The sequence below is a fragment of the Streptomyces panaciradicis genome (assembly GCF_023516615.1).
Classification (GTDB): domain Bacteria; phylum Actinomycetota; class Actinomycetes; order Streptomycetales; family Streptomycetaceae; genus Streptomyces; species Streptomyces panaciradicis.
Window position 1 is genome coordinate 1 of sequence record NZ_JAMGBF010000014.1, and the last position, 19,677, is coordinate 19,677.

At 68.5% G+C, this 19,677-nt stretch carries 19 protein-coding genes and 3 pseudogenes; 8 read left to right on the top strand and 14 right to left on the bottom strand.

Annotated elements, in window-relative coordinates:
* Together M8J74_RS05860 and M8J74_RS05865 are read right to left on the bottom strand one after the other, a co-directional pair.
* Positions 1-438, bottom strand: a 438-nt coding sequence (locus M8J74_RS05860) for a glycoside hydrolase family 16 protein (protein ID WP_249835376.1), incomplete at its 3' end; no start/stop codon positions are given.
* Between the two features lie 374 nt (positions 439-812).
* Positions 813-1,238 carry an SMI1/KNR4 family protein gene (locus M8J74_RS05865; protein ID WP_249835377.1) on the bottom strand — a complete coding sequence of 142 codons (426 nt, stop codon included), beginning with the start codon at positions 1,236-1,238 and terminating at the stop codon, positions 813-815.
* 226 nt (positions 1,239-1,464) lie between these two features.
* Between M8J74_RS05865 and M8J74_RS05870 the strand changes: the two genes are divergently transcribed.
* A complete protein-coding gene (locus M8J74_RS05870; protein ID WP_249835378.1) occupies positions 1,465-1,836 on the top strand; it encodes a hypothetical protein in 372 nt (123 codons plus the stop codon).
* A 358-nt stretch (positions 1,837-2,194) separates the two neighbouring features.
* Positions 2,195-2,551: an SMI1/KNR4 family protein gene (locus tag M8J74_RS05875; RefSeq protein ID WP_249835379.1), complete on the top strand. Its 357-nt coding sequence runs from the start codon at positions 2,195-2,197 to the stop codon at positions 2,549-2,551.
* A 124-nt stretch (positions 2,552-2,675) separates the two neighbouring features.
* Here M8J74_RS05875 and M8J74_RS05880 read toward each other — a convergent pair whose 3' ends face one another.
* Positions 2,676-3,323 carry a tetratricopeptide repeat protein gene (locus M8J74_RS05880; RefSeq protein ID WP_249835380.1) on the bottom strand — a complete coding sequence of 216 codons (648 nt, stop codon included), beginning with the start codon at positions 3,321-3,323 and terminating at the stop codon, positions 2,676-2,678.
* Between the two features lie 444 nt (positions 3,324-3,767).
* Here M8J74_RS05880 and M8J74_RS05885 point away from each other — a divergent pair, with 444 nt between their 5' ends.
* Entirely contained in the window at positions 3,768-4,460 is a 693-nt protein-coding gene (locus M8J74_RS05885) for a hypothetical protein (protein ID WP_249835381.1), read from the top strand.
* Positions 4,461-4,622: 162 nt separating this feature from the next.
* A complete protein-coding gene (locus tag M8J74_RS05890; protein ID WP_249835382.1) occupies positions 4,623-5,510 on the top strand; it encodes an arylamine N-acetyltransferase family protein in 888 nt (295 codons plus the stop codon).
* Between the two features lie 21 nt (positions 5,511-5,531).
* On the opposite strand, the gene M8J74_RS05895 is transcribed toward M8J74_RS05890, so the two are convergent.
* The gene (locus tag M8J74_RS05895) at positions 5,532-6,023 is read right to left on the bottom strand and encodes a GNAT family N-acetyltransferase (protein WP_249835383.1); all 492 of its coding nucleotides are present in this window, start codon (positions 6,021-6,023) and stop codon (positions 5,532-5,534) included.
* A 98-nt stretch (positions 6,024-6,121) separates the two neighbouring features.
* Here M8J74_RS05895 and M8J74_RS05900 point away from each other — a divergent pair, with 98 nt between their 5' ends.
* Positions 6,122-7,042 (top strand): LysR family transcriptional regulator, encoded by a 921-nt coding sequence (locus M8J74_RS05900; RefSeq protein WP_249835384.1) that lies wholly within the window; start codon positions 6,122-6,124, stop codon positions 7,040-7,042.
* Positions 7,043-7,091: 49 nt separating this feature from the next.
* Here M8J74_RS05900 and M8J74_RS05905 read toward each other — a convergent pair.
* The 5 genes and pseudogenes from M8J74_RS05905 to mmsA form a co-directional block, all read right to left on the bottom strand.
* Positions 7,092-7,839: pseudogene (locus tag M8J74_RS05905) on the bottom strand (phosphotransferase family protein).
* Between the two features lie 76 nt (positions 7,840-7,915).
* Positions 7,916-8,143, bottom strand: a pseudogene (locus tag M8J74_RS05910) (hypothetical protein); the annotation flags it as partial.
* Positions 8,144-8,269: 126 nt separating this feature from the next.
* Positions 8,270-9,379, bottom strand: coding sequence for a substrate-binding domain-containing protein (locus M8J74_RS05915; protein ID WP_249835385.1), 1,110 nt, complete (start codon positions 9,377-9,379; stop codon positions 8,270-8,272).
* Positions 9,380-9,625: 246 nt separating this feature from the next.
* Positions 9,626-10,924 (bottom strand): multiple monosaccharide ABC transporter permease, encoded by a 1,299-nt coding sequence (gene mmsB / locus M8J74_RS05920; RefSeq protein ID WP_249835386.1) that lies wholly within the window; start codon positions 10,922-10,924, stop codon positions 9,626-9,628.
* The gene (mmsA, locus tag M8J74_RS05925; protein WP_249835387.1) at positions 10,921-12,471 is read right to left on the bottom strand and encodes a multiple monosaccharide ABC transporter ATP-binding protein; all 1,551 of its coding nucleotides are present in this window, start codon (positions 12,469-12,471) and stop codon (positions 10,921-10,923) included. The genes mmsB and mmsA overlap by 4 nt, the downstream gene beginning before the upstream one ends.
* A gap of 214 nt (positions 12,472-12,685) precedes the next feature.
* Between mmsA and M8J74_RS05930 the strand changes: the two genes are divergently transcribed.
* Positions 12,686-13,954 carry an ROK family transcriptional regulator gene (locus tag M8J74_RS05930; protein WP_249835388.1) on the top strand — a complete coding sequence of 423 codons (1,269 nt, stop codon included), beginning with the start codon at positions 12,686-12,688 and terminating at the stop codon, positions 13,952-13,954.
* Positions 13,955-14,190: 236 nt separating this feature from the next.
* Complete coding sequence (locus M8J74_RS05935; RefSeq protein WP_249835389.1) at positions 14,191-15,006, top strand: hypothetical protein; 816 nt, start codon at positions 14,191-14,193, stop codon at positions 15,004-15,006.
* 71 nt (positions 15,007-15,077) lie between these two features.
* On the opposite strand, the gene M8J74_RS44975 is transcribed toward M8J74_RS05935, so the two are convergent.
* From M8J74_RS44975 to M8J74_RS05950, 4 genes and pseudogenes are all read right to left on the bottom strand, one after another.
* Complete coding sequence (locus tag M8J74_RS44975) at positions 15,078-15,368, bottom strand: sensor histidine kinase (protein ID WP_372500119.1); 291 nt, start codon at positions 15,366-15,368, stop codon at positions 15,078-15,080.
* A gap of 179 nt (positions 15,369-15,547) precedes the next feature.
* A pseudogene (locus M8J74_RS44980) lies at positions 15,548-16,237 on the bottom strand (HAMP domain-containing protein); the annotation flags it as partial.
* Positions 16,234-16,797, bottom strand: coding sequence for a DinB family protein (locus tag M8J74_RS05945; RefSeq protein ID WP_249835391.1), 564 nt, complete (start codon positions 16,795-16,797; stop codon positions 16,234-16,236). The gene M8J74_RS05945 and the pseudogene M8J74_RS44980, both read right to left, overlap by 4 nt.
* 298 nt (positions 16,798-17,095) lie before the next feature.
* The gene (locus M8J74_RS05950) at positions 17,096-17,629 is read right to left on the bottom strand and encodes a CbrC family protein (protein ID WP_249835392.1); all 534 of its coding nucleotides are present in this window, start codon (positions 17,627-17,629) and stop codon (positions 17,096-17,098) included.
* A 166-nt stretch (positions 17,630-17,795) separates the two neighbouring features.
* Between M8J74_RS05950 and M8J74_RS05955 the strand changes: the two genes are divergently transcribed.
* Complete coding sequence (locus M8J74_RS05955) at positions 17,796-18,632, top strand: ATP-grasp domain-containing protein (RefSeq protein WP_249835393.1); 837 nt, start codon at positions 17,796-17,798, stop codon at positions 18,630-18,632.
* Between the two features lie 50 nt (positions 18,633-18,682).
* Here the strand turns inward: M8J74_RS05955 and M8J74_RS05960 are convergent, their stop codons facing one another.
* The gene (locus M8J74_RS05960) at positions 18,683-19,675 is read right to left on the bottom strand and encodes a helix-turn-helix domain-containing protein (protein WP_249835394.1); all 993 of its coding nucleotides are present in this window, start codon (positions 19,673-19,675) and stop codon (positions 18,683-18,685) included.
* Positions 19,676-19,677 lie beyond the last annotated feature (2 nt).

Consider the following 19,677-nt stretch of genomic DNA (forward strand, 5'->3'; position numbering starts at 1 on the left):
GACGCCTTGGCCCCGCGGCACCTTGATGCGGGACTCGAAGTGGCCGTACTTCTGGGTGAAGGTCTTCGCCGTGTTCAGCCGCGCCGACGTGTACTGGCAGGTGCCGTACCAGCATTGAAGGCCCGGGTCGCTGTTCTTGCGGGCGGTGATGACCAGGTTGCCGTTGCCGTCGAGAGCAGCGTTGCCGGTGCTGTTCGTGTAGTACTGCAACTCGTGGTTGCCGTTGCCGCCGCCGCCCGTCTCCAGGGTCCACTTCGAGGAGTCGGGCGCGCTGCCCGCGGCGCCGTTGAAGTCCTCGGACCACGTCTGCGCCGCGGCGGCGTTCGCGCGGTTGGCGGCCGGACCGGTGGTGTTGAAGAGGACGGCGCACGCGAGGGCGGTGGTGATCAGCAACACCAGCCCTCCGTACGACCAGCGGCGAGCGTGATGAGCTGCCATGCGGGAACACACCTCGTCTGTGGGGAAGCTGGGCGTCGGGCGGCGGGCGGTCCGTCGGGGTGCACGGGCAGGGAGCGCTTGGTGGAGGCTGAGAGCGCTCTCTTGCTGCGCACCGGGATGCCGCCGGCGAGCCACGACCATACGCACGATCATTGGCTCTGCCAACCGGAAGGGAAAGCCCTAAATGGCTTTGACCTGGAGTTACTTGAGGAAGCGGGTGCGTCCGAAGAACGTTTAATACGCGTTTAAACCACGCTTAAGGCAGCGGCCCACAGGCCGCGATCGCTATGTCCGGGATGCCCTCTGGCCACCGTCGCGCCTGCGAGGCTTGAACGGTGTCGGGTGCAAGCCCGCATCCGGGGCGAGCCGGGCGCTTACAGCTCGATCTGCCCTGTCAGCCGCCACTCGAGGTACTTGGCCAGACTCGGTGCCACCCAGGTGCGACTGTCGTCCTCGTGGTTCCAGACGAAGACATCGGGACGGTCGATCCTTGAGAGGAGCGCGAACAGGTCCCCGTTCCCCGCGTCCGCGAAGAAGAGCAGCGGATCGAACGGCATGTACAGGGAGGCGAACTCGGTCTTGCCGCGCAGGTCGAGGTTCTCGGAGGCGATGCGCTCGGCCGGCCAGGCGAGTCCGTCTCCGTACTCACCCTCGATGCCGTCGCTCTCATGGAGCAGCGAGACGAGGTCCGCGGGCAGGGGATGGCCGAGGGCCGTGGCGCAGCGGATCAGGGACGACTCAGACACGGGCGGCCGGAAGACGGCCGTGCCGGGCAGCGCCGCGACGACATCGGTCCACACGGTTGCTTCGACCTCCTGAGCCTGGCTTTGGGGCGAGTCGGCTTACCGCCCGCCGGTACGGGGTGGGGGCGGCGACTCGACCAGTGTGACCGTTACCCGCGGGAGCCGCGGGCGCCCATCTCGCCGCACTTGGCGCATTCGCTTGCGGTGTGTCGGGCAGCGAGCCGGTTCTCATGGCAACGATCGCGATCAGCGCTGTGTCGTAGGCATCTGATAGGCCATGGCCATGACGTTCTTGGTGATGGTCGAGGGAGATGCGGGCGGATGGCACGTCGATCGGGATGCGCTGACCGAGGTGATCCGCAATCGATGGGCCGACGCCGAGATCGATCCGTCAGATCGCAGTGAAGTCCGCAGTCTCGTCTGGGAGTTCGACACGGACACCGGCCGAGGTGAGGCATACCTGCACGAGGACGGTACCTGCCTGTACATGGACGTCTGGGAGGACGACGCGATCTGGTTGGCGATCACCTTCCGCCAGTTGACACCCGTGCACCTCGACCTGACGTTCTGCGACGCGGGTTATACCTTCGACGTGCGTCTGCCAACCGGGACAACTGAGGTCGAACTGATGGCCCTGGTCAACGCTGAAGGCTGAGTTGAGCCCGACGTGGCGAGGTGAAGGGCCAGGCGGCCGACGCGGCGTCGGTCCTGCGGGCCGTACGCCATCGGAACTTCCGCAGCGGGCACCTTGTTTCAGGGCGGCCGTGGTCTGCTCGCCTCCGCTCAGCAGACCAGGCCGCGTCGACGCGGCTGTCGGTGGCTCGTGTCATGATCCGCCTCATGAGTGACCGCCGACTTTCCCGCGCGTGGCTGGCCTCCTGGGCAGAGAGAGTCTCCGGGATCCTCAGGGCGATGGCAGACGAGTTCGAGTCGCGTCACGGCTTTTCCCCGGCATCAACGAGGTTCGGCTGGCCGACCGGGACGATCAAGCGGCGGCTCACGCGCTTGCCCAAGTGAGCATCATGCCAGCCGACTTGGTCACCTTGTACGACAGCATCGGCGACATCACCTGGGCGGACGTCGACAGCGGCTACTTCCTGTACCCGGCAAGTGGCGTTCTGCTGCGGCTCCAGGAGTATGGCCTTGTCGACCTGGGCGCAGACCAGAAGAGCGACGGCCTGGTCATCGGCTCGAACGGCGGCGGCTTGTCGTACGTGCTGGGCCCTGATGGGGCGGTTCACCGGGCACGGGCCGCCTCGCTGGACGAACCGGAACTCGACAAGGTGGCCGATGATCTATGGCACCTTCTGGAGCTATGGGAACGATCTCTGAGACGGTTCGTCGCCAATGGAGGACGTGGCTCCATGTGAGTCGGCTCCAGAGGAGGCCGGCCGCCGAAGTCCCGCAGAACCGACTCCGGCGAGCGCCATGCCGACGACAGGGGAGGTCACAGTCCGCAATGCATCGCAGTGGGCAGCACCTCCCAACCAGAGCCTAGGAACGCATGTGCGTGCGGGCTTGTTCGATCCATCCCAGCACAGCCTTGGCACCGCAGCGCTCGGCGACCCCTTGCGCCTCGTCAAGGTGGTGGAACGCCGCCGCGGAGTCGCCGGTTTCGGCTGCGAGGTAGGCCAGTGCCACCAGGCCCGCCGCTTCCCCGGGCCTGAAGCCGATCTCACGGCGCAAGGTCACCGATTCGGTCAACCTCTCATGCGCCTGATCGAAGCGGCCCGCATCCTTGTCGGTGAAGGCAAGATGCCGTGTCGCATAGGACATCGTCATCCGGTCGTCGACGGATTTCGCCAGCGCGTACGACCGCTCGAAGTACGGCTGGCCGGCGAGACCATTTCCCTTGACCACCTGATGCCAGCAGCCGACCCAGAACAACGCGTCCGCCTCACCCGAAGCATCGCCGAGGCGCTCGTACAACTCGGCCGCGCGCTCGAACAGCGCCAGTTCCTGCGGGTTCTCTTCGCGGTCGCTCAGGAAGCGCACGTGCAGCACCTTGCCCCGCGCCATGGCAAGCGCCGCCTCTACCGAGTCCAGCACCTCATCCGACTGGTCCAACGCGGAAACGTCCCCGCCGAACATCGCCTTCTCGAACAGATCTTCCGCGCGTTCGATCCAGTCCTGCCCCTGCATACCCCTACCCCCACTGCCTCTGCCTCTGCCTTCGGACGATGACAGCGCCGAGGCTATCTCCGCACTCCTGCCGAATCGCGGGAATTACGCGGGCCGGCCCGCAGGGTCCCAGACCGTGGAAACCGCGGAGCAAGAGAACTCGCGGGACGCTGGGACCCGGAGCAGGGCCGACCGGCCCCTCGCGTCGGCCGTTCCTCGCCCGGTATGCAGGGATGAAGCGACAGGGCTCACGGCGAGGGGCGTCGCTCGGGGCGTCGGCCGTCGGTGCGGACAGGCACTCGGCCAGCCGCGTCGACGACCGCCGTGCCGCTGCCCCGCACCCCGCGGAGGGCCGCCGGCGCGCGATCCGTCCATGCCCGTCCGCGTACCGGACTCCAGTCTCCTGCCGCGCGGCTCCACGGCCTGGCGCACCCAGCCCACTGACCATTGACCAGGGAGGACACGATGAACGAGCAGCAATCATGCCGGCGGCGATCGCAAAGCCGTCTGCTCACCTTCACGGTGGCCTCCGCCGCCCTGGCGCTCTACGCACTGCGGTTCCGGCCGCGCCTGCTGACCTGGGGCGCAACACCTGACGAGGCCGACTGCGCTTACCCCGGCGACGAACTCATTCCCGAAGCCGACGGCACCTCGACCATGGCCACCACCCTGCCTGCGCCACCCGAGAAGGTCTGGCCCTGGCTGGTGCAGATGGGAGGAGACCGCGCCGGCTGGTACAGCTGGGACCTGCTGGACCACTTCGGAGAACCCAGCGCCAGTCACATCGCGCCCCAGTGGCAGACCCTGCAGGAAGGGCAGCGACTGCCGGCGACGCGCGACGGCCAGGCGTGGTTCACGGTGGCCCGCCTGGAGCCGAACCGGACCCTCGTGCTGCGCTCCGACCTCGGCCTGCCTTCCGGCCACTCCTTCGACCCGGACTGGGAGGCCCGTCCCCTCGCGCGCATGGGCGGTGTCTGGAGCTTCCATCTGCGGCCGACCGCCGACGGGATGACCCGCCTGGTGGTCCGCACCCGCGGCCAGAGCCGTCCTCGGCTGCTCATGCGGCCGTTCGACCTGTTCATGGGCGAACCTGCCCACTTCATCATGCAGACCCGGCAGTTCCACAATCTGCGCACCCGGCTCGCCGCCGCAGCCTGACGCGGGGCTGAGCCGCCGCGGCAGGCGCGCCGTCTTCGGCCGGCCCGCGTCGGCGGTCCAGAGCCGGACTCAAGGGGCGCAGCCACCGTGCCGACCCGTCGCTGGGCCCATCTGACGTCAGGAGCGTTTACCGCATTCAGGTCATTCAGAAATAATGGGGACATGTTCGACTCGGTCAGTCCCTTGGACCCGGATGTGCGGCGCGCCTACCTCGCGCGTCTCGACGTCCAACCGGCGCCACCGTCCGTGGAGGCCCTGCGGCTTTTGGTACAGCGTCACGCTGAACGCGTTCCGTACGAGACTCTCTGGATTCAGGCCGGTGAAGCCTGGAACATCGACCCGTACGACTCCGCGGCGCGCATCGCTCTGCGTGGCCGAGGAGGCTACTGCTATCACATGAACGGGGCACTGGGCCTGTTGCTCACATCGCTCGGCTATGTCGTACGCGGCCACGTCGGGGGAGTGCACGGCCCGGAGGGCCCCCGTGCCGATGTGATGGGGAATCACCTCGTGCTGACGGTCGAGCAGTTGCCGAGCGACACGAATCCGGGCGGTGTCTGGTACGTCGACAACGGGCTGGGCGATGCTCTGCACGATCCGCTGCCGTTGATCGAGGGCAGGCACGAGCAGGCGCCCTTCGTACTCGGTCTGGAACAGACTCCCGACGGGGCGCAGTGGCACCTGACTCACGACCCGGCCGGCGGCTTCACCGGAATGACCTGGACCATGGCTCTCGCGCACCCGGCTGACTTCGAGGCGCAGCACCGGTGGTTGTCCACGTCGCCGGAGTCGGGGTTCGTCCAGGTCCCGATGGCCGAACGCCGCGATGCGACCGGAGCGGACGTCATTCGTGGCCTGGTGCTGAGCCGGATCGGTGACGGTGCGCGCAGGCATGAGCCCGTCACTCGCCGCGCGGAGTGGTTCGACCTGCTCGCTGACCTGTTCGGCCTGCAGTTGCACGCCATGGCTGCGCAGAGGCGTGAACAACTCTGGACGAACGTTCTCTCGGCGCACCAGCGCTGGGAGGAGTCGCAGGATGCGCGCCAGTGAGCCCGGGGGCCCACCGGTAGCTCATGCCAGTTCCATGAGGATGTCGGCGCGGGCGTAGTAATCGGCCACGGGGAGGCGGTCGCGGGGGATTCTGACGAACCCCGCATCCTCGTAGAGGTGGAGAGCGGGCGCGAGTTTCGAGTTCGTGCCGAGGAACAGACGCCTCGCCCCGAGTGCGTGGGCGCGCTCGACGGCTGCGGCGACGAGCCGGCGGCCGATGCCGCGTCCCTGCGCTGCGGGAGCCACGGCCATCTTCGCCAGCTCGAACACCGCGTCCGGATGCGCCAGTAGGGCGATGCAGCCGAGTACCGTCCCGCTGCCTGGCGCGCGTGCCACGAGCACGTCGCCGCCCGCAGCCACGATGTGGCCGAACGGGTCGCTGAGAACGGCCCGGTCCGCCTCCTCCAGGCTGAACAGCCGGGAAATCCACTCCTCGTTCAGTGCGTAGAAGGCGTCGGCGTCACTCTGCGAGGCGATCGAAGTGACGGTGGTCGGGGCGGGGGCATGCGGCATGAGAAAGGTTCCCTTTCCTGCGTGGCTGCCTGTAGCCTCCGATCCCGCTCACTCATATGTCCAATACAGGCGCCGACACTGATCAATAAGATTGAGTTATGGATCGCCGCATCGAACTCCGTCATCTGCGGTACTTTCTGGCCCTGGCAGAAGAACTGCACTTCGGCCGCGCGGCCCAGCGGCTGCACATCGCCCAGCCTGCCCTGTCCCAGCAGATCAGACAGCTGGAGAAAATCGTCGGCGTCGAACTGTTCCTGCGAACCTCTCGAAGCGTCCAACTGACCGAGGCGGGAGCGACTTTCCAGCCAAGAGCCCGCATCCTTCTGGACCGTTTGGCGGCCGACCTCGACGAGGCCGCGCGAGTCGGCCGCGGCGAGGCCGGCCGACTGGACGTCGCCTTCATCACCTCGGCCGCCACGCTCGTCAGCGAGCATGTGCGGGCATTCGCCCGTCGCCGCCCCGAGGTGCAGGTCAAGCTGCGGGACGGCTTCACCACCGACGTCCTCGCTGCCCTGGAACGGGGCACCGCCGACGTCGGCATCGTCCGGGATGCCGAGGAGCGGGACGACATCGACCTCTCCCTCTTGGCGTCGGAACGGTTCGTCGCGGTCGTCCCCGCTGAACACCCCGCGGCCAAGGGCGACCGGCTGGACGTGAGGGAACTGGCCGCAGATCCGCTGATCCTGTTCCCGCGCTCGGCAGGACCTCAGGCGTTCGACACCAACACGCGGCCTCTGCGAAACGCCGGCCTCGACGTCCGGATCGCGCAGGAGTGCTCCGACTGGCACACCATCATCACGCTCGTCGCGGCCGGCCTCGGCGTCTGTATCGCCCCCCATAGCGTCACGACCCTGCTGCCCGCAGGCGCACGAAGGCTCGAACTCGACGGACCTCCCACCATGAGCCGGATCTTCATGGCCACCCGCCGAGGGGACGACCGTGCCCTCCTGAAAGCCTTCGTCGCAGCATCCGACCGCCTGGGCGAGCATGGCCACGCCTGGTCGACGGAAGTGCGCTGACCGGCCGCGCGAGCACTGCCAGGGAGGGGGCGATCAGGTCCGCGTGGCCTCACATCCGGGATCTCAGCACGTCTACCTCGCAGCCCGGTGCGAAGGGGTCGAAGCCGTGCTCGGTCAGCCAGCGAACTATCAGCAGGCTCCGCAACGACCACCAGGCACGGATGACGTGGAGGTCGATGTCGGTGCCGTAGCCGGCGATGACGTCGTCGAGGTGCTCCTCGTGTCCGAGAGTGAAGGTGGCGAGATCGTACAGGGCATCACCCCGCCCGGCCTCGGACCAGTCGATGATGCCGGTGACCTCGTCGCCGTCGACGAAGACGTGATCGATCTGCAGGTCGCCGTGGGTGAAGGCCGCAGTCCAGGGCCGGAGCGCGGCCTCGGCGACCTGGCGGTTGCGGTGAACCAGGTCGGGGGGGCAGGACGGCGTTCGTCACGAGCCGCTCGCACTCGTCGTCGAGTTCCGCCGCCAGTTCGACGCGGCTCCGGCCGGCCCGGCCCGTCCGGGGCGGCAGGGGTGCTTCGTGAAGCTTGCGGATGGCCGCGCCCGCCGCGGCCCACGCTGCCGGCGTCCCGGTCGACGGCCCGCCGAGGCGCCCGAGCGTCGTCCCCGGGAGTGCGGCCATCGCGAGGACGTGGGGCTTGCGCCACAGGACCTGCGGAGTGGGGACCGGCACCAGGGCCATCGCCTCGACCTCGGCGTCGATGCGCGCCTGATCGGCGTCCACCTTCAAGAACAGGTCACCGACGCGCAGCGTCGCGCGCTCGGAATGGGCGACGACGACTTCGACCTCATCCATGGGCGACCAGTATCCCGGGGCCGATCGCCGACGTCGCCGGCTTTATGACGTGCGATGACGCGGCTGACCGCCCCAGTCACCTGTCGGCGCCGTGCGCGTCCCCGCACTCTGGATGCCCATGGACGACGAGCCGGTTCTGCTCCCCGTCGAAGATGCCGGCCAGGACCTCGGCGTCCTGCCGTTGCCCGCTGAAGAGGCCCCGCTGGTCGACGTGCACGACCAGGATGTCGTGGCTGTCGATCACTTCAGAGATGCCTCGGGTCTCTATCGTGTCCGACCACGCGTTCAGGTTCCGACCGAACCACAGGACAGGTTCCGGCCGGCCAAGCAACCTAGCCCTGCCGGGCGTGGGCAGGTCTCCTCGGTCGTATGCGTAAAACCTCGCCCGCCCCGCAGAGCCTGACGGGGCGGGCGAAGGTGGCGGGCGGTGCTACTTGGTGAGGGGGGCCAGCTTGGGGTCGTTGGCGTACGCCTCGGCCGCGTTCTTCTTCGTCACGATCACGGGCGGCAGGAGGTAGGCCGGGACGACCTTGTCGCCGTTGTTGTACGACTTGGTGTCGTTGACGGTCGGCTTGTCGCCCTTCTGCAGGGACTTGATCATGTTGACGGTCTCCGCGACGAGCTTGCGGGTGTCCTTGTTGATCGTCGAGTACTGCACACCGGCCATGATCGACTTGACCGACTCGACCTCGGAGTCCTGTCCGGTGACGACCGGGACCGGCTTGCCGGCGCCCTTTACCGAGGTGAGGATCGCGCGGGCCAGGGTGTCGTTGGGGGACAGGACGCCGTCGAGCGTCTTCTTGCCGCTGTACGCCGAGGTCAGCAGGGAGTCCATGCGCTGCTGGGCGTTCTCCGCCTTCCAGCCCTGCGTCGCGGTCTGCTTGATGTCCTTCTGACCCGAGCCGACAACGATGTCGCCCTTGTCGATCAAGGGCTTGAGGACCTTCATGGCGCCCTCGAAGAAGACCTTGGAGTTGTTGTCGTCCGGCGAGCCGGAGAACAGCTCGATCGTCCAGGGACCCTTCGGCTTCTTGGCCTTCATGCCGTCGATCAGGGCCTGGCCCTGGAGCTCGCCGACCTTGAAGTTGTCGAAGGCGATGTAGTAGTCGACGTCCGGGGTGTTGGTGATGAGCCGGTCGTAGGCGATGACGGTGGCGCCCTCGTCCTTGGCCTGCTTGACCTGGGTGGCCAGCTGCGAGGCGTCGGTGGCACCGATGACGATGACCTTCGCGCCCTTGGTGACCATGGAGGAGATCTGCGCCTGCTGGTCGGCGACCGTGGTCGAGGCGCCCGCGTACTGGACGTCCGCCTTGAAGCCCGCGTCCTTGAGTCCGTTGGTGAACAGGTCGCCGGCGAGCACCCAGTTCTCGGAGGTCTTGGCGGGCAGGGCGACGCCGATCAGGGAGCCCTTCGAGAAGCCCTTGCCGCCGGCGCTGTCACTGCCGGAGGAGCCTTCGCGCTCGTTGGAGCAGGCCGTGGCCAGGGTGAGGAGGGCGGCGGCGCCGACGGCGGTGATGCTTTTGATGAGGGTTCTGCGCATGGTGGAGTGGTGCCCTTCGTGGGTGCTGGTTGCGGGTGTGCGGTGTGCCGTCGAGCGCGGCTGAGGTGGTGCGGTTCGAGCGCCGGACTGTTTGTCGGTGCCGGGTGGTGCGGGTTGGGGGAGCCGGACACCCGGTGGTCAGGGGACCGGGTGTCCGGCCGTCTGGGGTGGTGGTGAGCGGAGGGTTCGTGGAGCCGGGTCGGTGACGTGTGCGTCCGGTTCTGGCTCGGCGAGCAGGCGGGACGGTCAGCCCGCGACCTTGGTCTTGTCCGCGTCGGAGGCCGGGGCGGGCGGTGCGGCCGTGCCGGCCGGGTCCTCGCGCCGGAACGGGCGTGTCAGCGTTCCGATGATGGAGAAGCGCCCCTGGCTCTTGTTGTAGACGTCGAAGGCGACGGCGAGCAGCAGGACCAGTCCCTTGATGATCTGGACCATGTCCGAACCCACGCCCTGCAGTTGGAGTCCGTTGTTGAGCAGGGCCATCACCAGGCCGCCGACGATCGAGCCGCTGACGGTGCCCAGGCCGCCGGAGACCGCCGCCCCGCCGATGAACACGGCCGCGATGGCGTCCAGTTCCCAGCTCAGGCCGTCCTGCGGGCCGGAGGCCGCGGAACGGGCCACGAAGATCATGCCGGCGAGAGCGGCCAGCACCGACATGTTCATCATGACGGCGAAGTTGACCCGCTTGAGTTTCACGCCGGACAGCTCGGCCGCGCGTGCGTTGCCGCCGACGGCGTAGATGTGGCGGCCGCCGATGGTGTTGCGGGTGTAGTGCGAGTACGCCAGGACCAGGGCGATCAGGATGATGCCGGAGATCGGCAGGCTGGTGCCGACGCGGCCGCCGGCGAAGCGCAGCGTGGCGAAGACGATGACGGCGATCATGACGGCCAGGCGGACGCCGGTGACCCACAGCGGCGCGAGGTCCGCGTTCATCTCGCGTCGGGTCTGTCGTGCCTTCCACTCGCGCCAGACGACGCCCGCACAGGCGGCCAGGCCCAGCAGCAGGGTGAGGTTGTTGTAGCCGGTGTCCGGTCCGACCTCGGGCAGGAAGCCGGCGCCGATCTTGCGGAAGCCCTCGGGCACCGGGACGGTGTCGGCGTTGCCGATGTACTGGTTGGCGCCGCGGAACAGCATCATTCCGGCGAGGGTCACGATGAACGCCGGTACCCCGATGTAGGCGACCCAGAAGCCCTGCCAGGCGCCGATCGCCGCGCCGACGAGCAGGCCGAGCAGAATGCCGAGGGGCCAGGGGAGGGAGTGCTCCTGCATGGCCTTGGCGACGACGATGCCGGTGAACGCCGCGACGGAGCCGACCGACAGGTCGATGTGCCCGGCGACGATCACCATCAGCATCCCGACGGCCAGGATCAGGATGTAGGAGTACTGGCTGACGACGGCGATGAGGTTGCCGGAGGTCAGCGTCAGGCCGTCGGTCCAGATCTGGAACAGTACGACGATGGCCACCAGGGTGGAGATCATGCCGAACTGGCGGGCGTTGGAGGTCGTACCCCCGAAGAGGTTCTTCTGCAGGTCAGTTATGCGGCTCATGGAGTGGGGCTCTTCTTGTTGGCGGTCATCTGCTTCATCAGGACTTCCGGGTCCGCGTCCGCGCGGGCCACCTCACCGGTGATGGCGCCCTCGAACACCGTGTAGATGCGGTCGCACAGGCCGATCAGCTCGGGCAACTCCGAGGAGATGACGACGACGCCCTTGCCCTGGGCGACGAGGCGCTGGATGATCCCGTAGATCTCGAACTTCGCGCCTACGTCGATGCCTCGGGTCGGTTCGTCGAGGATCAGCAGGTCGGGGTCGGTGAACATCCACTTGGCCAGCACGACCTTCTGCTGGTTGCCGCCGGAGAGCTTGACGACGCCCTCGTCGACGCTGGGCGTCTTGATCCGCAGGCTGGTGCGGTAGTCCTCGGCGATACGGTGCTCGCGCACCGGGTCGATGACGCGGCGGCGGGCGATCTTGGACAGCTTGGCGGCCACCATCGAGGTCTTGACGTCGTCCAGGAGGTTGAGGCCGATGGACTTGCGGTCCTCGCTGACGTAGGCCAGTCCGTGCCCGATGGCGTCGGCCACGGTCTTGAGCCGGATCTCCTTGCCGTCCTTGAAGACCTGCCCCGAGAGCCAGGTGCCGTAGGACCGGCCGAACAGGCTCATGGCGAGTTCGGTGCGGCCCGCGCCCATGAGTCCGGCGAAGCCGACGATCTCGCCGCGGCGGACCTGGAAGGAGGAGCCTTTGCAGACCATCCGTTCGTCCGAGGTCGGGTGCCGCACCGTCCAGTCGCGGACCTCGAAGAAGACCTCGCCGATGGCGGGGGTGCGGTCGGGGAAGCGGCTGTCGAGTTCACGGCCGACCATGCCCCGCACGATGCGGTCCTCGTTGACGCCGTCGGCCTTGACGTCGAGGCTCTCGATGGTGCGGCCGTCGCGCAGGATCGTGATGGTGTCGGCGACCGCCTCGATCTCGTTCAGCTTGTGCGAGATCATGATCGAGGTGATGCCCCGCTCGCGGAAGCCGCGCAGCAGGTCCAGCAGATGCTGGGAGTCGGCCTCGTTGAGGGCCGCGGTGGGCTCGTCGAGGATGAGCAGCTTGACGTCCTTCGCGAACGCCTTGGCTATCTCGACGAGTTGCTGCTTTCCGACGCCGATGTCCTTGATCAGGGTGTCGGGGTCCTCGCGGAGCCCGACCTGCTCCATCAGTTCCAGGGCCCGGCGTTGGGCGCTCTTCCAGTCGATCGAGCCGCGGCGGCGTGGCTCGTTGCCGAGGAAGAGGTTCTCGGTGATCGACATGCCGGGCACCAGGGCCAGTTCCTGGTGGATGATCACGATGCCGGCCTGCTCGCTGGCCCGGATGCTGTCGAACCGGACCTGCTCGCCCCGGTAGACGATGTCGCCGCTGTAGCTGCCGTGCGGGTGGACCCCGCTGAGCACCTTCATGAGCGTGGACTTGCCGGCGCCGTTCTCGCCGCAGATCGCGTGGATCTCACCTTCCCGTACGGCGAGGCTGACGTCGGCGAGCGCGGTGACGCCGGGGAAGGTCTTGGTGATCGACCGCATCTCCAGCAGGTTCGGGGCGGTGGGGGTCATGAGCGGCGCTCCTGACCGCCGTGAACGCGCGGAGGCGTCCCCGGGCCTTGGGGCCTGCGGCATTGCATGGACATCAACTTGCCTCCGATGGCACTGCCCTGTGCCGTCGTGTCCGAGATTTCGTCTGCGGCACCGGACACTAAATCCATTTGTTTTACTAAGTCAATGGGCCGCGAGAGATAGATTGGCGAGGGGTAACGAGAGAGGACCGTGCGTGCGGCAGGCAGGAACGAACCTTCCGAAGGTCGGGCGATACAACCGGGCCGTCGTCCTGGACCAGATCCAGCTCGCCGACGGCATCAGCCGTGTCGAGATCGCCGAGCACACCGGCCTCACCCCGCAGACGGTGTCGGGCATCGTGCGCCGGCTGCTCGACGAGGGCATCGTGCGCGAGGACGGCGCGAGCAGGGTCTCCAGCGGCGGCAAGCCGCGCACCACCCTGCGCATCAACGCCGACGCGGGCAGCGCGGTCGGCCTGCACTTCGACCCCGTCCAGCTCAGCTGCACCGTCGTCGACCTGCTCGGCCGCCCGCTGGTCGTCAAGAAGCGCCCCACCCATCCCGGCGACGATCCGGCCGAGGTCGTCAAGGCCATGGCGGAGCTCGTCGCCGACGTCCTGTCCGAGACGGGCGTCGACCGCGACAAGATCCTCGGACTGGGACTGGCCACCCCCGGGCCGATCGACCTCGAGCAGGGCGCGATCGTGGGCGCGCCGCAGCTCGCCCGCTGGACGCGGGTGCCGGTGCAGCACATGCTGAGCGAGGCGACCGGCCTGCCGGTGACCCTCGACAACGACGCCACCGCCGCCGCGGTCGGCGAGCGCTGGTCCGGTGCGGGCAGGGGCGTGGCGGACTTCGCCTACTTCTTCTTCGGCACCGGCGTCGGTGGCGGCCTCATCCTCAACCACCAGGTGTACAGGGGAGGTTCGCTCAACGCGGGCGAGTTCGGGCACTCCTCCGTGCTGCCTGACGGCCCCGAGTGCTACTGCGGCAACCGCGGCTGCCTGGAACGCCTCGTCAACCCGACGGCCATCGTCGCGCAGGTGCACCGCAGACTCGCCGCCGAACCCCGCCTCGACAGCGCCCTGGCGCGCGCCTTCGCCCAAGACCCCGAGAGCGTCGACCACGCGGCCATCGGGCTGGCCGCAGCGGCCGGTGACCCGGTCGCGGCGGCGGTCATCGACGAGACCGCGCAGCACGTCGCCTCGGTCGCGGTCGACATCGTCAACTTCATCGACGTGGACCTGATCGTCCTCGGAGGGCACGGCATCCAGCACGTGGAGCAGCGGTACGTCGAGGTCGTCGCCGCCGCGCTGGCCAGCCGCCCGCTCTCCCGTCACGTGCGGGTCGTCGACGTGGAGGCGTCCTGGCTCGGCACGGACGCGGCGGTCGTGGGCAGCGCGGCACTCGTCCTGCACGCCACGTACTCACCGCAGCTGTCGGCGCTGCTGGGCGCCAACGTGGCTCCCGCCGGGAGGCGTTGACCCGGCCCGGCGCTTCGCCATTTCCGGGGTGCGCGGTGCGCGATGCCTCTCGCCGCAGGAAGGGGCGCCGGAGCGAGAAGCCGACCCGCTGCCCGGTCCGGGCCCGCTCTCACATGGCCACGGCAACAGCCGTCAAGCGGACCGCCCCCCGGGCAGCCGCAGCGATCTCGACCTGCGAAGATCAGCCTGCACAGGTGTCCGCCCCGTCAGTGCCGGGCGGCAGTGGGGGAGTTCCGATGACGACGATCGACGAGTACCAGCGGCGCTGCGAGCAGCTGTTCCTGGCCGGAGGGAACGCGGCCGTGAGGCGCGCAGCGAAGCAAGGCATGGATGAGCTCGGCCCCCACCCCGACCTCTATTGCTGGCTCGCCCTGGGACACGCCGCCGAGGACGACGACGACCACGACGACTCCGCGGAGGAAGCCTTCCGGGCCGGACTCTCCATCGACGGCGACCATTTGGGACTTCTGGCCGGTTACGCCGAACTGTGCCTGCGTGCGGACGCCTTCGAATACCCGGGCAGGGCCGCGCGAGCGGTCACCCTCTCCAAGCGGCTGAAGGAACTGGCACCGCAGTCCGCCGAAGCCGACCGGCTTGCCGCTGCCGAACACTGGGCCCGGCGCGGCTATTGGGACGACTTGCGGATGAGAGTCGCGGAGAGGGCGGTCCAGAGCCGTGACACCGAGGCGCAGGCGCGTGCCCTCGCCGAGGATCGCCGGCAGGGCGGCGTCGCGGCGACCGGCAGCGTGAACATCGAGGACCGTGAAGCCGTCGTACGCGCCGCCACCCTCAAGGCGCTGTCCGGGCCCTGGAACGCCCCGGTGCGCTTCCTGGGCCGGCATCGCACGGCAGTCTGGATCGTCAGCGGCATCCTGTGCCTCCTGACCAACACGATCCTGCGCCGGACGGGAGCCGTCAGCTCCTTCAGCGTCTGGGGCTACCTCTGGGCACTGCCGGTACTCATCGTCGACCGCCGTTTCGCCGCCATCCGCAGGGAGGCAGAGGCGCAGCACATCGCCATCCTGGAAGCGGCGCTCGCCGAACCGCGCTGACGGCGGGCATTCGGCGTCTGTCCGCCTGCCTGCGGGTGTGAGTGGGACCTCGCAGGGACCTCGCAGGGACCTCATCCGCGACCGGCTGCCTGCGTACGTCTGCGGTGCGGGAGGTGCGATCCGAAGTCCTCTCCCCGCCAGTGGGCATCGCCACGGTGTCCGGTGACGGGGCGCAGTCGGATACGGGCGTCGAGGCCGGTGCCAGGGGCGGGATGGAGGCTGATGGTGCCGCCGGAGGCGTCGACGAGGTGGCGGACGATGGGCAGGCCGAGGCCGGTGCCGTCGTGGTGTGACTCGGAGGAGCGCCAGAACCGGAGGAGGTTGTCGACGCTCTCCTCCAGGGCACCCGGGATCCCCCACACGTGGCCGGCGGGCCGGTGATGTCGAGGGCGACGTACTGCTCGGCCGCCAACGGCTCCCGCATCGCGGCCCGTTCGGCGAGGACGGTGTCCAGGTCGACGGGTTCGGGCGTGGTGGCGGTGTTCTCCAGGCGGGCCAGGGCGAGCAGGCCCTGCACCATGCGACCCAGGCGCTCCACCTCGCCGACGGCCTCCTCGAGGCTGCCGTGCGCCCTCGGGTCCAGGTGGGGTTCGAAGTTCTCCAGCCGCAGGCGCAACGCCGTCAGCGGGGTCTTCAGCTGGTGGGAGGCTTCCGAGGCGAACGCCTGCTGGGCCTTGAGCAGATGCTGCAGCCGGGTCGCGGTATGAGTGAACGCCGTTGCCAGACGCCGTAGTTCGGGTGGTCCGGCGGTGGCGTCGGGAGGGGTGGTGAGCTGTCCCTCGGCGAGCTGGGTGGTCGCGGCTTCCAGGGTGCGCAAGGGGCGGGTGATCCAGCGGGCCAGACTGAAGGCGACCAGAGCGACCGCGGCGAGGATGCCGGCTCCGGCCAGGGCCAGGGCACCCCAGATGCGGTGCACCCGGGTGCCGACCTGGTCCAGGGGACAGGTCAGGCGCAGAGCTCCGCGGACGGTGGTGCCGGAGGAGCCGGGCATGGTCGCGGACAGTACGTCACGGCCGTCGCCGTCCGTCGTGGTGATGACGGTGGGCCGGTTGTCCAGGGCGCGGGCGATGTCCGGCTCGGTCGCGAGGCTGACGCCGGTGTGGCCGGCCGGCCGGATCGGAATCGGCCGGGACAATGCCCTGGGTGTCGGTGACGACGACGTGGCAGCCGGTGCGTTCGGCGTAGTCACCGACGACCTCCGGCGGAGACGCCGCGCCAGGTGGAAAGTCATTCTCGGCGCGGTACGACTCCGCCCTGCCAGCGGTAGAGGTCGCGCAGCAGGGAAATCTCCGCGCCGTGATGGATCAGCTCCCTGTTGACGTGCAGAACCCTGTTCTGCATGGGAAACCGCTCCGGACCCACTGTGGGTGGCTTCTCCAAGTCAGCGTCCGAGAGCTCGCGGACCCCCGCGTTCCATCTCCCGTACATCGCATCGAGCTGCTTGAGCGCCTCGTCAGCGGTCCCCGCGTAGGCGAATGTCTCGGAGTCGACCTCCTGGCCGCCGAAGTACCATGCGACGCGATAGCCCAGGCACGAGACGACGATGTGCGCCAGCCGCCAGGCGATCGTGGTCACCGGTGCCGGCACCGGGTCAGGGGACGCCCAGTCCATCGTCCATTCCCGCGAACCTGCCGACATCGGTGCGGTCGACGTGTCACGTGGTCGGATGCTCCAGCAGCCGTGAACCGGCTCCCAGAAGTACTCCTCGTCGGTAAGACCCTCGAGCCGCGGCCGTAGGTTCTTGCGCCAGTACCAGTCCAACTGCTCCGCGAGTTGCTCACTTCTTGTCATTTCCGCACCCTACGTGGGGCCGTCCGGTAGGTCTCCCCGTAGCCATAAACGCACCACCGGGCACCTTTGGGTCGGTGGCGACCTGCATGTCCCCGGAGTGCGCATTGGCCTCCACGTCACGCGGCAGGTCTCCTGACGTGGTTTGCCGACCCGGAGGAGGTCAGCCACGACGAGAGCGGTCAGGTCACCGCGGTACTCGCGTCCGGACGCCGTACAGCCTGGTCCGCCGCTGTGTGCCACGCGAATGACGAGCGGCTGCGAGCCGCGGCGGACAGGGCGAACACTGCATCATGCGGCACTAGGAAGCGTCGGCGTAGGCGAGATGGGCGTCGCAGACGGTGCAGCGGAAGAGCATGGCGGTTGCCCCCTGACCCAGGTGCGTCAGGAATTCTTCGAGCTGCTTCTCGTCGTGCCAGCCGTCGAGGCGCATGTCGGTCCGCAACTGGTCGAGCGCTTCGGGATGCCCCGCCAACTCGGCGTAGCCGACTTCGCCCACGAAGGCCGCAGCGTCCTGGCAGTGGACGAGCCAGTGCGGGTCCTGCCAGGCGTGGAAGCCGGGGGTGCGGCGCGTGACTTCGTGCAAGACGTCCTTGCTGACACCGACAAGCCCGTAGGAGTCACAGAACTCACCCGCGAAGCGTTCAGCAGCGCTGCCGTCTGCGATGCACCACGGACAGAAGTGTCCGTTGACCTCGTGCGCAGTGTAGAAGGTCGCCGTATAGATCCAGCCCCTGTCGCGCTCGCAACAGACGCACGTGTCAGCGGCCGCGCGGATGGAGCCGCTCGCCAGAGGGTCTGGATGGTAGCGAAAGAAGGGCAGGCCAGCGCTCATCGCCGGTTCCCGATCTGCGCCCTGGTGGCCATGCGTACTGATCCCACGGGGAGCAGTCTCCACTGGAGCACGTTTCCGATCAAGCGCGGTGCCGGAGACCAGGCCCGCCCCCGGGCGTGCTCGGCGGGCTGGGTAGGTTGGTGGCCACCGACCCAGGAGATGTTCCGTGCCCGGCCGCCCCAGCATTCTGTTCGTGACCGATCTCGCCTACGACGCCCGGGGGCGGCGTTACTGCGACGAGGACATCTTCCTCTCCTCGCGGCTGCGGAACGACTTCGACGTCGCCCTGTGCCACCCGCTGGACGCCACCGCTCTGATGGACGCCTTCGACGCGGTCGTGGTCCGCAACAGTGGTCCCGTGCTGCACTACCGGACGGAATACGACGCCTTCCGGGAGCACGCCGCAGCCCGCGGTACCCGGGTCTACAACCCGCTGTCCGGCCGGGCCGACATGGTCGGCAAGCAGTACCTGCTGGACCTGACCGGAGCCGCGTACCCGGTGATCCCCACGATCGACCGGCCGCAGGACCTCGGTCGCCTGCCCGAGGCCGACCAGTACGTCGTCAAACCCAAGGCAGGGGCGGACTCCATCGGCCTCAGCGTCCTGCCTCGGGAGCGGCTGTCCACCCTCGCTTACGGCGACATCCTGGTCCAGCCACGCATCGACTTCCGTTACGAGGTGTCCTTCTACTTCGTGGACGACGCCTTCCAGTACGCCCTTCACGCGCCCGACCCCCAGCGGCGCTGGGTACTCGAGCCCTACGAGCCCACCGAGGCCGACCTCGACTTCGCCCGCCGCTTCATCGACTGGAACACCCTCGACCACGGCATCCAACGCGTGGACGCCTGCCGCACCCCGGAGGGAGAGCTGCTGCTGGTCGAACTGGAGGACCTCAATCCCTACCTCTCCCTGGACCTCGTCGACGCCCCGACCCGCGACACATTCGTCACCAGCATGACGACCTCCCTCCACCGGTTCCTGGGTACGGCACCGGGCCGCTGAGACGGCAGGGGACGAATGGCGGCGAGGAGGGGCCACCCCACGTCCCGCGGTCAGTTCACGCCCGGCCCGAACCGCTCTCTGTACGCCGACGGGGTGATCCCTGTCTCGCGGCGCATCAGCGTGCGCATATGGGCAGCCGTGCCAAGCCCGCTGCGCCGTGCCACCACCTCGAAGCGGGACTCACCTCGCTCGATCAATCGGCAGGCCAAGGCGAGGCGTTCGCCGGTGAGCCACGCCAATGGCGTCGTTCCCAGTTGTGTCCGGAAGCGGCGATGCAGCGTCGCCGCACTGACCGCCGCACGGGCCGCAAGGTCGGAGACCGTCAGGGCTGTGTCCAAGCGCTCCTGGGCCCAAGCCAGAACAGGAGCCAAGGACTCAGTCGCTCGGTCGGGCACGGGGCGCTCCACGAACTGCTGCTGCCCGCCGTCCCGATGCGCGGCGAAGACCAGCCGCCGGCTCACGGAGTTGGCGACCTCCGCGCCGTAGTCGCGACGGACCACATGGAGCCCGAGGTCGAGTGCCGCCGCGCTGCCCGCAGCGGTGAGGATGTCTCCGTCGTCCACGAACAGCACGTCCGCTTCGAGGTGGACGGCAGGGAAGCGGGCCCGGAAGGAGTCCGCCCATTGCCAGTGCGCGGTGGCGCGCCGGCCGTCGAGGACCCCGGCTTCGGCCAGCGTGAAGGCGCCGCTGCAGAAGCCGACCAGGCGCGTACCGCGTGCGTGCGCCCTTCGGATGGCGTCGAGTACGGCGGGACGGCGGGGTACCTCGATGTCGGGGCGGTTGGGGACGATCAAGGTGTCGGCCGTGTCGGCCGCGTCCAGATCAGCGACTCCGGTGAGCGTGAAGAAGCCGTCGCGCATGAGCGTGCGGGGCTCGGGTGAGCAGAGTCTGAAGTCGTACAGGTCGCGACCGATCTCCGGTCGGCGCAGACCGAAGATTTCGGTCGCGCAGCCGAGCTCGAAGGGGTTGGAGTTCTCATCCACGATCACAACGACTCGGTGTGCGCCCGCCGCGTGCACCGCGTGCGAGGATTCTTTCGCCATAT